This window comes from Geobacter sp. 60473 (assembly GCF_036323535.1).
Classification (GTDB): domain Bacteria; phylum Desulfobacterota; class Desulfuromonadia; order Geobacterales; family Geobacteraceae; genus Geobacter; species Geobacter sulfurreducens.
Genome location: NZ_AP028967.1, coordinates 513,240 through 526,202, shown reverse-complemented (window position 1 = coordinate 526,202; position 12,963 = coordinate 513,240). Strand labels below are relative to the sequence as shown.

Below are 12,963 nucleotides of genomic sequence, written 5' to 3'. Positions count from 1 at the left end.
TCCCCTTGCCACGGTCATGGCACGGACGTGTGGCATTTGGTGCAGAGCGTCGACTGCTCCGGCGAGAAGAGCGACGCGGGCCGGTCATAGTACGCCCTGAGGGCTTCCATCTCGCTGCGGCCCTGGCCGTAGGGCTGGTAGGCCTCCCCTTCCTGGGAATACTTGCCGTTGTAGACCACGTAGGGCGTCTTGGTGTTCCAGCGGGTGGCGCTGTCCCAGCCGCCGGCGTGGGCCCGGTGGCAGGTGAGGCACATGACGCGGGGGGTGCCGTCCGCGGTGCTGGGCCCCTTGGTGGGGGTGGCCGTCACGATATTCCTCAGCAGGGTGTAGTTGTTGGTTCCCGCCTCGAAGGGGACCAGCGACAGCCAGGAGGTGGCCTCCACGCCGGACAGGTCCCCGGTCTTGATGTACCGGTTGTAGTAATCCACCATGGCGCCGCCCAGGGGGGCCTCGGTGCCGGCCGGGTGCACCAGCCCTCCCCCGCTGCCGTCCCGGTGGATGTTCGGGTGACAGTTCCGGCACCACTCGGACATCCCCTGGCCGTAGGCCACGCGGGTCGCGGTGGTGCTTTCGCTCCGGTTGTAGTCGGCCGGGGCCACCGCCGCCGGGGGTCCGTTGATGAAGGAAAAGGCCGGTCCCAGCGACTTGGGGTAATAGCCGTTCCCCCCCAGGAGCCGGTAGGCGCCCACGACCATGGCGGCATCGGGCTCGACGCCGGTGGCGTAGCTCCCCGAGCCCCGGATCGGCTTGCCCGTGACCGCAATGGAGCCGTCCTGGTCGCGGCGGTAGCGGCCGTGGGGGTCGTGGCAGGCGACGCAGGACAGGCCCGCCGCCGGATAGCTGCCGCCGGGGGCCGTCAGGTGGAGGGCATCCTGGAGATAGCCGTAGTCCCCCGCCACCACGTTATGGCCGTGCCGGTCCCCCTCGCTGCTCGAAAGCGTCGAGCCAAAGGCCGGAATCCAGGTGTAGGATTTCCTGAGCCAGCCGAAATCGCCGCCGGGTCCCAGCTGCTTGGGCGGGACCCCGAACGGCATCTCGAACCCCGGCGTGCTCACGTGATAGGAGGTGGGGCCCACATCCCCCGCCTTCTCGTGACAGTTCAGGCAGGTGGAGCTGGAATCGCCCCCCTTCAGGAGATAGCGGTTGCCCATGCCCACGGGGCGGCCGTTGGTAGCCACCGCGAAGCCCCCTTCCGAGTTGTGCATGGTGTGACACCCTTCGCACTCGCCCGCGCCCCCTTCGTGAAAGGCGAGGGAACGGCCTGTGGTGGCCGGCAGCAGTGCCGGCAGCACGACCAGGAGCGCAAGTATGGCCTTGGGTGCTTTCACGCCGATTCCTTAATGGGTCGACCCTGGGCCGGGTACGGGTTGCCGTGCTGCCGGCCCGTCATGGTCGCGATGATTTCCCGCATCCTGCGGACAAATTCCGCCTGGTCCGGAAGCGGCTTGCCGCGCGCCTCCGCCCCGCTCAACTCCTCGTTGTAGGCAAGCCGGACGGCCTCCATCACCTCGGCGGCCAGCCTTTTGGCCGAGCCATCCCGCCCCCTGCCGTTAATGTCCGCCTGGCCGATGATCACCCGCTCGTCGCTGTCCACGAAATCAACCACCGTCAGCTCACGGCTGACGCGGCTCATGACCGCGGCAACGTTCACGACGACCCGGCGACCAGATTCATCTAGCAAGGCCAATGCCAGTTGATCGAGCGGCAGCGGACTGCTCGCCATTTCCTCCAGGTATTCGCTGCGCAGGAACCGCCACGGAGCGAACGCGGCATAGTTCCCTTCCAGCTCGGAGACCAGGAGGCCGAACCGGGGCGAATCGTAGCGCCCGCCCAGGAAGATAGCCCGGGCCTCCAGGGCCAGGGCCGCGGCGCGGTCGAGCCTCATCCAGCGGTTCTCCCGGGCGAGCCGGTCCGCCGGCGGCACGCTGTCGTCCAGGTAGGCGAGAACGCTCTCCCGCTGCCGGGCAAGGGCGTTCACGTTGACCTCCGGCAGCGCTGACTTGCCGGTGGAACGGGGAACCGAGAATTCGAGATAGAGGTTGTCGTCAGTGTTAATTCTACCAGTATGGCTGAACCTGTCAGCACCCGCCGTGCCCATGACGAAATAACTCAGCAGGTCGGTGGCGCTCCCCATCTGCACCCGTGCCAGATCGGCGGCCACGGCCGGCACGGCGATCCGGGCGGCCAGCTCGTCCTCGCTCAGGAGGATGGGGGCGTTGCTGCCGATGAGCATGGCATCCCCCTGGGTCATCCAGACCAGGACGTGGCGGTAAGCCTGCCGGAAGGTCCGGACCACCGACCTGAGATCGTCGGCGGAAAGATCGTAGAGGGGGAGCCACTGGCACATGATGCCGCCGGCCCGCAGGTGCTCTGCGGCCAGCTCGAAATACTCGCGGGTGTAGTTGTAGCCGGCGCCGCTCAGCCACGGGTGGATCGGATCGGCGGTGATCACGTCGTAGCGCTCGCCCGTGGTCGCCAGGTAGTTGCGGCCGTCGCTGAACGCCACCCGCAGCCGGCGGTCCTCCAGCACGCCGTGGTTGTAGGCGGCAAAGGAGCGCGTCACCCCCAGCACCTTCGGCTCCACCTCGGCCAGCGTCATCTCGGACACGCTCGGGTGGAGCGAAACAGCGCCAAGGGTAATCCCGCTGCCCGCGCCGATCACCAGCACCTTGCGCGGGTTGCGGTGCAGAAGCATGGGCAGGTGACCCAGGGCGTACTGGTTCTGAAGGCTCTCATTGTGGTCGGACGCCTCGATCCGGCCGTTGCGCAGGAACGCCTGGTAGCCCCCCCTGATCCTGATGGAGCTGACGATGGACTGGATTCCCTCGGCGTAATAGAGGACATCGGTGTGCCGCTTGGCCTCGGCAATCAGGTCCGGGGTCCTGAACACCTCCGGCTGGTTGGTGCGGTAGATGGCAAAGTACTTGGCGTCCCAGATCCGGGGCATGGTGCCGGCAACGGCCATGACGCCGACCACAGCCAGCACGGTGCCCGCCGTGGCCAGCCTGCGGGGGGTACCACGCAGCAGGCGCGCCAGGATCAACAGGCCGAAACCGGCGTTTACCGTGGCCAGCAGGTAGAGGGAGCGCTCGATGCCGAAGACCTGGATCAACACGAAACCGCTCACCACGGTGCCGAGAATCGCGCCGAGCGTGTTACAGGTCAGCACCTCGCCCACGGCATGTCCTACCTTGCGCCGCCGGCAGGCGTCGAGGGTGCCGGCCAGGGGAAAGGCCACCCCCATGAAAAAGGCCGGGATGAACAGGTAGGAAAAGACCAGGGCGAAATTGGCGAACTGACGCGCGCGGAACAGATCGGTGCTTTGCGACAGGAACAGGTCCTGGAGGAAGAACACCCTGGTGGGAAGGTCGCGGATGAGAATGGTCACCAGCAGCGCGCTGAGGCCGATCACGATCTGCACCACGCCGAACCCGCCGATCAGCTTGGACACGGGACAGCCCCCCTCCTCGGGCGGCCGGAGGCGGCGGGCCCACAGGCCATAGGCCCCGCTGCCCGCGGCAATGCCGGTCAGGAAGGCCGCCAGCATCAAAGTGAAGCCGTACACATTCGTGCCGATCACGATCCCCAGGACCCGGGTCCAGAGCACCTCGTACCCCAGGGCGCAGAAGCCGCTGACCCCGATCCCCCAGACCACGAGCCCGATGCGGGCCTTCTCCTCGGGCAGCGTAACAGCGGACAGGGGCGCCGGGGCCTCATCCTCGCCGGCCTCCAGGTACCGGGCCGCCGGCCCCTGGAGCGCAAAGCAGGCGATGCCCAGCAGCACGTTGACGGTGATCGCCCCGGCCATGGTGTTCGATACCCCGAACCGCCCCAGCAGGTAAAATCCGGCCCCGAAGCAGCCGGCCACCGCGCCGAAGGTGTTCAGGGCGTAGAGGTAGGCCACCCCCCGCCCCACCGCGCGCCGGCCCCGGACCATGAACGCGGCCAGCACCGGCAGGGTCCCCCCCAGCAGGGTCGTGGGGACGATGAGCGCGATGGCGGCGAGCACGATCCGCAGGGTGAGCAAGGCCACGCGGGGCAGCTGGTGCGAATGCTCGGTCAGCGACTCGAAGGAGTAGGCAGGCATCAGGGAATAGAGGTTGAGCAGGGCGATGAAGAGCAGGGCGAAAAAGGCGATGCCGATCTCAAGGGCGCCGTAGAGGCGCAACAGGTTCCGGGTGGTGCGCACGCGCCGGCCGAAGAGCCAGCTACCCAGGGCAAGCCCCCCCATGACCACGGCCAGCACCGTGGTTACTGCCAGGTGCGAGCCGCCGAACACGAGGCTGAGCTTTCTGACCCAGACGACCTCATAGACCAGGGCGGTGGCTCCCGAGAGGAAAAAGATCAGATAGATGAGAGCGGTAATGAGGATCGGCATGGCACGCTCAAACCCCACGACCGGACAGGCGCCGGAAACCGAGGGGTGTTTCACCGGATAGTGGATCGGCTGCTGGGAAAAAGGCGGCCACGACCGGCCGGAGGCCGGCCGTGACCAGAACTACATGACATATGAATCAGTCTTTGGCATGGCACTTGTTGCACAGGACCCGCTGGAACGGGGCGAAATTGGTGGGAGGTCTTCCATAATACGCCTGCTGCGTTTCGGCAACGGTCCGTCCCTGGGCCTGGGCTGCGTTGGTGACCGGATCGGGCCACACCGGGTTGCCCGACGCATCGGCCACGGTCATGAACTCGTTGCCGAGGCCGTACCGCATCATGCTGTCAAAGCCGGATGCGTGGGCCCGGTGGCAGGAGAGGCACATGACCCGGTCCGTGGAAATGGGGCCGGCGGTTGACGTGGTCTGGGCCTTGAGCGCGTTCAGGTCGTGGGTGTTGTCGCTCTGAAACGGAACCAGCGAGGTGAACGCCGTATCCACGACGCCCGTCAGGTTGCCCGACTTCTTGTACGAGTTGTAGATCTGGGCCACGAAGGGGCCCAGGTTCTGGTCGGCCGGGTGAACCAGGGTGCCGAAGGTGGTGTGCATCTGCCCGTGGCAGTTGGCGCACCAGAGGGACATGCTCCGGCCGTAGGCGACCCGCGTGTCGCTGGTGGCTTCCGAGCGGTTGTAGCTGTTGGGGGCCACGGCGTAGGGGGCCGCGAACATGAATGCATCGCCGCCGCTCAGGGACTTGGGCTTGTACCCGGCCCCGCCCAGGAGGCGATAGACGCCGACGGCAGTGGTGGCATCGGGAACGGCGCCGTAGGAGCCGGAGCTCCTGATCGGCTTGCCGGTCTTGGCCTGGACGCCCAGGGAGGTGATCCGGTAGGTGCCGTGGGGGTCATGGCAGCTGATGCAGCTGAACTGGTTGGCCGGGAAGGGGGTGTTCATGCTCCCCGGGGCCGCGGTGATGGTGCTGTCGGCCACGTAGTTGTAATCGGCGGCCACGATGTTGTGCCCCTTGCGCTCGCCGTGGCTCCACTCCGTGGCGGCGCCGGCGCGCGGCACCCAGCTGTAGGTCTTCTTGAGCCAGCCGAAATCGCCGCCCGGCGTGAGCTGGAGCGGCGGAGAGCCGACGGGCATGTCGGATTCTGCGGTGCTGATGTGGTAGCTGCTGGGCCCCGTGTCACCGGCATGCTGGTGACAGTTGAGGCAGGAAGAACTCTGGTCCGTACCCTGGAGCAGATAGGGGCCGGTGGTGAACTGGGCCGTGGCGGCATTCATCTGCTGGCCGCCCAGGGAGTTGTGCATGGTGTGGCATCCCTCGCACTCTGCCACGCCACCTGAGTGGAAAGCCCATCCCGTGCCGGTTGCGCCGAGAACCAGGAGCGCCGCTGCTGTGACGGGAAGAGTCTTGAAGCGTTTCATAAAATACCTCCTGGCGTTCTGTGTCGGACTCCGGTTGGCGGTAAGGAGGTGCCGGGGCCCCCATTCAGGCGGACCCCGGCGGAATCACACAACAACAGATAGTGGCAAGATTAGTCCTTGGCGTGGCACTTGTTGCAGAGAGCGCGCTGGTAAGGAGCAAACTTGTCAGCAGTACGGCCATAGTAGGCAGCGGTCATCTCGTTGATCGACCGGCCCTGGAGGACCGAGGAGTTGGGGTCCGTACCGTAGATCGAGTTGCCGGAAGCATCGGCGATGGTCGTGAACTCGTACGCCAGGTTGAAGCGGGTCATGCTGTCGAAGCCCGAAGCGTGAGCGCGGTGGCAGGAGAGGCAGTTCACGTTGCTGGTGGCGTCGGCGCCGGTCAGGTACGCGTCGGTGTTCAGAGCGTGGGCCTTGAGCACGGTGTAGTCGGCAGTGCCTTCCTCGAACGGAGCGAGGGACAGGTACGCGGAAGCCTGGGTACCGGTCAGGTCGCCGGACTTCTTGTAGGAGTTGTACAGACCGGCGATGGTCGCGCCGAACTTGGCGTTGTTGCCGGCCGGGTGACGCAGGTTGGTCGGGTACGCGCTGTTGTGGATGTCGGTGTGGCAGTTGGCGCACCACTCGGACATGCCCTGGCCGTAGGCAACGCGGGTCTGGGTCGTGGCCTCGGACCGGTTGTAGGTGGACGGAGCAACAGCAGCCGGTACCTGGTTGGGGAACGCATAGGAGCCGCCCAGGGACTTGGGCTGGTAGCCGGCGCCACCAAGGATGCGGTAGGCACCAACGGCGCCCCAGGCAGTCGGATCGGCGCTGTTGTTGTAGGAACCGCTGTTCTTGATGGGGAGGCCGGTGGTGGCGATGCTGCCGTCAACAAAACGACGATACTTCCCGTGGGGATCGTGGCAGCTGGAGCAGTGGAGCTGGTTTGCCGGATAGGTGCCGCCCGGGGCCGTGGTCAGGGTGGTGTCGGCAACGTAGTTGTAGTCGCCGGCCACGATGTTGTGACCCTTGCGCTCGCCTTCGCTCGTGTTGAGACCACGAACGTTCCAGGTGTAGGTCTTCTTCACCCAGCCGAAGTCGCCGCCCGGGGTAAGCTGGAGCGGAGCGGTACCGGCAGGCATGTCGCTTTCAGCGGTGGAGATGTGGTAGCTGGAAGGACCGGTGTCACCGGCGTGCTGGTGGCAGTTCAGACAGGACGAGCTCTGGGTGGCGCCCTGGAGCAGCATGGGGCCGGTGGTGAACTGGGCAGTGGCGCTGTTCATGACTGCGCCGCCCAGCGAGTTGTGCATCGTGTGGCACCCTTCGCACTCGGCAACGCCGCCGGAGTGGAAAGCGAACGCCGCGGGGGCGCTCATGAGAAGTGCTGCTGCTGCCACGGAAAGACTTACTTTCATCCCCTTTTTCATCATTTCCTCCATTGTGTTGGTTTCTCCGGCAACCCGGCCGTCCCGCTCCAGCGGCACCCGTCGGCTTTGTGTCCCCACCTTGCGATGGGTTTACTCTTTTCGGAGGAAATTTGGTTTCGCCTTTCGGCTCGTGAGTGTTGTGCCTGCAATGCAATACAAAATGGTCTTCAGTGCATCCCCAGCGTTTTGTGATCCCTCCACCTCCCCTCCAAGGCGGGATGCCGGCCTGAGTTACGACTCGCGATCAGTCGTGCGTTACCTTGAATACACTTACTCCGCGCTTGCCGAGCTGACCCACGTACAGCTTCCCCTCGGCATCGATTGCCAGGTCGTCGGGGCCCACCAGACTGCCGGGGGCGTCGCCGCGACCGCCGAACTCGTAGATGAACTTGAACTGCCGGTCGAACACCAGGATCGCGCATCTGAGCTTGTCGGAGATGTAGTAGTTGCCCAGGCCGTCCGCCGCGATCCCCGTGGGGACCCCGAACTTGCCCGGCGCGCTGCCCCGCTTGCCGAAGGAGTCCACTTTGCCGTCCGCCGCGATCCGGAACACCTTGCCGATGACCGGCGTGGTGAAGAGAATGCTGCCGTCCGAATCGAAGGCCACTGCGCCGATGCCCATGTTGAGGCGGTCTTCGTCGGAGGTACCCGATGCTTCGGCCAGATCGATGTGCTTGACGTAGTTCCCTTCCGGATCGAGAGTCACGATCATCATGGAACCCAGGCTCACCAGGCAGATCTTGCCGTCCCTCAGCATGAGCCGGTTCGGCTTGAACGCGGCCAGCTTCTCGGGCAGCCCCTTGAACTCGATTGGCTTGATCGGTTCCGCCCGGTAGTTGCAGAGGAGCAGGCTGGGCGTGCCGTTGTTGTAGGCCAGGACCAGAATCCGCCCCTGCTCGTCGATGGCGGCGTCGTACACGATCCCGGACTCCATGGTGTTGGTGAACCGGTAGACTTCCATGCCGCTGTTGTTGAATACCTTGACCGTTTCGCCCGAGATCACATAGGTCTCGCGGGCAGTGGCGTCAAGGGCGATCTTGGCCAGGCTGTACGGAATCGTGCCCGTGAAGTCCGAGAGGTTATACAGATACGCAACCTTGAATTCACCCGTGCTCGCATTGGTGGGTCCACCCATGAGAACGGCGGCGAGGATGGCCAGCGGTGCTACACGCCGGTTGCCGATTTGTCTCATTCGGGTTTCAATATGTTTGCACAGGTGGTTAATCAAGTTTCGCCTCTAGCGACTGCCAGCAAAATGTGTTTGTTTTCTCGTGATTTAGCACAGCGCATGCCTAAGCATTTTTTAACAGTGGTAACAAATTTGTATCTAACGGTAATTGTTCGCTTTTTAAAATAATTAAGATTTTTTGTTGAAAGCAACCGGGCAAATCGCGGCCATTTGGCGAAAACGCACTGCTATTTGGCCGTAAAACCGCTACCGGATCGGACCATGTGGCACAACCCCCTGTCCTGACTGGTTTTCTGCCGAGCCGCCCGGGTGGCCGAAGGTATCGGTGAAGTCACCGGAAGGGGTGCGTCAGGCACGAAACCGGCGCGCGACACTTACTCATGGAGCGAGAGAACGCGGGAGCGGCCCGCCGGGCTGGATCGAGGGCCGCTGCGGGCGCGGGGACGGCGGAACAAGGGGGACGGCCGGTGCATCGGGATGCCCGCCACGCCCTGGCGAGGGGATCGACGGGAGCCGCGCGCGGGGCCACCCTCGCCTTTCTGCGGCGCAAATCGGCCGGCCTGCGCCGACAGCCTTCCCGTGGGGGGAACAACGGGGTTCCCGGGGGGTACACCCGGTGTGGTGGTGGGGGGAATATGATGGGGGGTTCGTTAGGGGATGTTACACTTTTCAGGGTCTTGCCGGGGGCGTTGCAGCGGTGAACTATGCGGGGTGTCAAACTTACATATCAGAATTTGAATGTATGAATTTCGGCATGTTAGTGTCTTCCTGTCCGCAAATTAAATTCCGTTTATCGCTATTTCACTTATCGTTTCCGACCGGCCGTTCATTGAAAAAGTGTATCATGTAACACAGATGTTAAGGAACAAATGTGTTACATGATACACCCTAATCGGCTACTCGTCGTGAACAATCTTTAATTCATTGAGTTTTCGGTACAACGTGATGCGGCTGATGCCGAGCAGGCGCGCCGCCTTGGCCTTGTTGCCGCCGGACTTTTCCAGGGCTTTCCGGATCGCCTGCAGGGTGGTCTCCCGCTCGGTGGCCGGTTCGTTGCCGTGGATCTCATGGTGTTCCATGAAATCCGAGGGAAGGTGTTCCAGGGTGATCAGGCCGGAAGTGCAGACGATGCACGCGTGTTCGAGCACGTGTTCCAGTTCGCGGACATTACCCGGCCAGGGATAGGACATGAACACCTTCATGACCTCGTCGGACACCGCGCTGACGTCCTTTTTGAACTTGCCGCGGAATTTGGCCAGGAAGTGTTCCACGAGCATGGGGATATCCTCGCGCCGTTCCCGCAGCGGCGGGATGTGGATCCGGACGACCTTCAGACGGTAGAAGAGGTCTTCCCGGAACTGGCCGATCCGCACCTTTTCCGCCAGGTCGACGTTGGTGGCGGCAATGACCCGTACATCCACCTTGATGGGGGTGGAGTCGCCCACCCGCTCGAATTCCCTCTCCTGCAGGACCCGCAGCAGCCGCACCTGCATCCCCGGCGAGATGTCGCCGATCTCGTCCAGGAAGATCGTGCCGCCGTCCGCTTTCTGGAAACGGCCCATCTTATCCTTGATGGCGCCGGTGAAGGCCCCTTTCACGTGGCCGAACAGCTCGCTCTCCAGCAGCGGTTCCGCCAGGGCGGAACAGTTGACCTTGACGAAGGGCTTGGTGCTCCGCCCCCCCTTGTAGTGCAGGGCCGCCGCCACGAGTTCCTTGCCGGTGCCGCTCTCGCCGGTCACCAGCACGGTAGTGGGGACATCGGCCAGGGACTCGACAAAGGCGTAAATCTCCTTCATGCGGGGGCTGCTTCCCACCAGGTTGTGGAACGTCTCCCGCCCCTCGAAACTCTTTTCCAGATCATCCAGGCGCGTTTCGTCGCGCACCACCATGACGGCCCCGGAGAAGGTGCCGGTCCGGTCCACCAGGGGGGAGGTCTTGAGGCTCACCACGCGCTTTTCGCTCCCCCCGACCACGCATTCGGTCCGCTGGGTCTCCACCGGCCGCTTGGTCTTGAGGGTTTCCGTGAGCGCGTGGAGGAACGCGCCGTTCCCCTCTCCCGGCACGTAGCGCCTGCCGATGGATTCGGCGGCGAGGCTGAAGAAGTATTTCCCGGACTCGTTGTAGGCCACCACGTTCATGTCCAGATCCACGGTGAGGATGGCATCGTCCACGCTCTGGAAGATGGCCTCCAGGTTGGTCCGGTATTTCTCCCGCTCCTCCATGAGGTCCTTGTGTTCGAGGGCCATGCGGGCCACCCGCAGCAGGGCGTCGCGCTTGACCGGCTTGGGGAGATAGTCGAAGGCCCCGAGCCGGACGGCGTCGGACGCCGTCTCCACGTTGGGATAGCCGGTGATCATCACTACGGGGATGGAGGGCTGGCGCTCCTTGACTTCGCGCAGGACATCGATGCCGTTATCGTTGCCCAGGATGATGTCGGTGAAAACAAGGTCATAGTCAGCGGATTCGACCTTGCCGATCGCCTCCGCGAAATCGGCCGCCGTATCGACGGCGTAGCCCTCGGCCGCGAGGAAGTGCTCGAACGTGAACCGCAGCGTGTCCTCATCCTCTACTATCAGAACCCTTCTGGCCATACTCGTCCTCCCAGGTCATTACGGGCAAATCAATCATTACACGGGTGAACTCTCCCTCGACGCTTTCAACCTTCAGTCGCCCTCCATGGTCCGAGATCAGGCCGTGACTGATGCTCAGCCCCAGACCCGTGCCTTCAGCGGCAGGCTTGGTCGTGAAGAAGGGGTCGATGACCCTCCCGATCACATCGCGCGGGATGCCGGTGCCGTTGTCCCTGAACTCGATCCGGACAAAGACGCCGTCATCTCCGATAATCTTTTCTCCCTTGATATCCAGGCGCTTGCCCCCTCCCGCGCCGGCGGAGAACTTCTTGTCCAGGGCGTAGCGCGCGTTGCTGATGAGGTTGAGGAACACCTGCTCGATCTGGTGCGGGTGCACCAGCAGCGCCGGCAGGTCCGACGGCAGATCCACGTGGAGCTGGACCCCGTCACGCTTCAGCTGGACCCTGGTCAGTTCGAGGGTGTCGTTGAGGATGTCGGGCACATAGGCGGGGACCCGCTCCCTTCCCTCGTAGCGGGCAAAGGAGAGCAGGCTCCGGACGATGACCGCCACCCGCTCCCCCTCCTTGATGATCCTGCTCGCAACCCCCCGTTCCGGCTCGCTGAGGCACGGCTCCGCCGCCAGGATCTGGGCACAGTTGATGATGCCGTTGATGGGGTTGTTGATCTCGTGGGCCACGCCGGCCGCCACCTCGCCCAGGGACGCCAGGTGCCAGGTCTGCATGGCGTCCTTCTGGATCGTCTCCTTTTCGATCTCCTTGAGCCGCAGCCGCTCCAGCAGGCCGTTGATCGCCTCGGCGGTTTCGCGGATTTCGTCGTTGGAGTCGATCCGGACCATGGCCAGGTCGCCGTTTGACGCCCCCAGCTGCCTGATCTGGCGGGTGAGGGAGAGCAGCGGCGAGATGAGATGGCTCATGGTCATCCACATGAGCAGGGCGGCAAAGACGCCGCCGCAGCCCATGATCCACCAGGAGAGCCGGACCAGGCGCTGCACGGGCGCGTAGGCCTCTTCCACCGGATAGGAAGCGGCCAGGATCCAGTCGATGCTGCCCAGCTTCTTCATGGTTGAGAGGGTCCGGCTGCCGTCCCGCTGTCCGAGCTCGCCCTGGACATTGGCGCCGCGTCTCGCCTGGGCGATGCGCGCCGTCATACCCTCGGCCTGTTTGTCCGCGGGGCTGAAAATCCGCTCACGCACCGGATGCATGATAACCACCCCTTCGTGGTCGTAGAGGCTGAAGTATCCCAGCGAGCCGATCCGGGCGGTGGAGAGATCGCCCAGGAGGTTATCCTTATAGAGATCGGTGCTGCCGGCCAGGATGGCGATCAGCTTGCCCCCGGCGCCGAACACCGGTGCGGTGAACATTACAACGGGATGGTGCAGGGTCCGGGGGACATAGGGGGCGGAAATGACCGGCTTGCCGGTGGCGAGGGTATCCTTGACGTATTCCCTGAACGAATAGTCACGGCCGACGCGGCTCGGCTTCCAGGCGGTCTCGGCGATCAACTGGCCCCCGGGGTTCAGCAGGAAGGTGCCGCTGTCGAAATACATGCTGAGGAACGAGCGTTCGTAGAGGAAACGCTCCGCTGCCCGCGGGTCGCGGACGACCTGTTCGGGGATGCTCAGGGCCACGGATACAAGCATCCTCTGGGCGGAGGATATCTTGAAATCCAGCTCCGACGCGGTCCGGCTCACCAGAATGACCTGCTGGTTCTGGATCGACTCCTGTAACCGGTCCTTGAAGTAACCGATGACGAAATAGGAGGTGGCCGGTGCAACGCCGAAAAAGACCAGCAGCACAATCGTGACGATTTTTGCTTTCAGGCTGATTTTGCGCATGGACAAAGCGGGACTCGAAATAACATTACATTTTAAATACAATATATGCAATTTATAACAATACAGTTATGTGTGTCACACCCCAAATGATGATAATCAGCTAACAACCAGTTGCGCCGTGCAGATCCCCGTG

General features: G+C 63.8%; 7 protein-coding genes and 1 riboswitch. All 7 genes read right to left on the bottom strand.

Annotated elements, in window-relative coordinates:
• Positions 1-14: 14 nt before the first annotated feature.
• Complete coding sequence (locus tag AABA48_RS02415) at positions 15-1,328, bottom strand: cytochrome C (RefSeq protein ID WP_338270952.1); 1,314 nt, start codon at positions 1,326-1,328, stop codon at positions 15-17.
• A complete protein-coding gene (locus AABA48_RS02410; protein WP_338270950.1) occupies positions 1,325-4,378 on the bottom strand; it encodes a fused MFS/spermidine synthase in 3,054 nt (1,017 codons plus the stop codon). Before AABA48_RS02410 ends, AABA48_RS02415 begins: the two co-directional genes overlap by 4 nt.
• A gap of 136 nt (positions 4,379-4,514) precedes the next feature.
• Positions 4,515-5,807 carry a cytochrome C gene (locus AABA48_RS02405; protein WP_338270949.1) on the bottom strand — a complete coding sequence of 431 codons (1,293 nt, stop codon included), beginning with the start codon at positions 5,805-5,807 and terminating at the stop codon, positions 4,515-4,517.
• Positions 5,808-5,917: 110 nt separating this feature from the next.
• Positions 5,918-7,216, bottom strand: coding sequence for a c-type cytochrome OmcS (gene omcS, locus AABA48_RS02400; protein WP_338271287.1), 1,299 nt, complete (start codon positions 7,214-7,216; stop codon positions 5,918-5,920).
• Between the two features lie 24 nt (positions 7,217-7,240).
• A riboswitch (cyclic di-GMP riboswitch) is annotated at positions 7,241-7,321 on the bottom strand.
• 139 nt (positions 7,322-7,460) lie between these two features.
• Positions 7,461-8,408: a hypothetical protein gene (locus AABA48_RS02395; RefSeq protein WP_338270947.1), complete on the bottom strand. Its 948-nt coding sequence runs from the start codon at positions 8,406-8,408 to the stop codon at positions 7,461-7,463.
• A gap of 893 nt (positions 8,409-9,301) precedes the next feature.
• Positions 9,302-10,996, bottom strand: coding sequence for a sigma-54 dependent transcriptional regulator (locus AABA48_RS02390; protein WP_286351947.1), 1,695 nt, complete (start codon positions 10,994-10,996; stop codon positions 9,302-9,304).
• Complete coding sequence (locus tag AABA48_RS02385) at positions 10,965-12,830, bottom strand: sensor histidine kinase (protein WP_324310814.1); 1,866 nt, start codon at positions 12,828-12,830, stop codon at positions 10,965-10,967. The genes AABA48_RS02390 and AABA48_RS02385 overlap by 32 nt, the downstream gene beginning before the upstream one ends.
• Positions 12,831-12,963 lie beyond the last annotated feature (133 nt).

What these genes read in the sequence shown, in the direction of transcription:
- AABA48_RS02410 (WP_338270950.1), bottom strand. Translation starts at nt 4,378, where the DNA reads ATGCCGATCCTCATTACCGCTCTCATCTATCTGATCTTTTTCCTCTCG.
- AABA48_RS02405 (WP_338270949.1), bottom strand. Translation starts at nt 5,807, where the DNA reads ATGAAACGCTTCAAGACTCTTCCCGTCACAGCAGCGGCGCTCCTGGTT.
- omcS (WP_338271287.1), bottom strand. Translation starts at nt 7,216, where the DNA reads ATGAAAAAGGGGATGAAAGTAAGTCTTTCCGTGGCAGCAGCAGCACTT.
- AABA48_RS02395 (WP_338270947.1), bottom strand. Translation starts at nt 8,408, where the DNA reads ATGAGACAAATCGGCAACCGGCGTGTAGCACCGCTGGCCATCCTCGCC.
- AABA48_RS02390 (WP_286351947.1), bottom strand. Translation starts at nt 10,996, where the DNA reads ATGGCCAGAAGGGTTCTGATAGTAGAGGATGAGGACACGCTGCGGTTC.
- AABA48_RS02385 (WP_324310814.1), bottom strand. Translation starts at nt 12,830, where the DNA reads ATGCGCAAAATCAGCCTGAAAGCAAAAATCGTCACGATTGTGCTGCTG.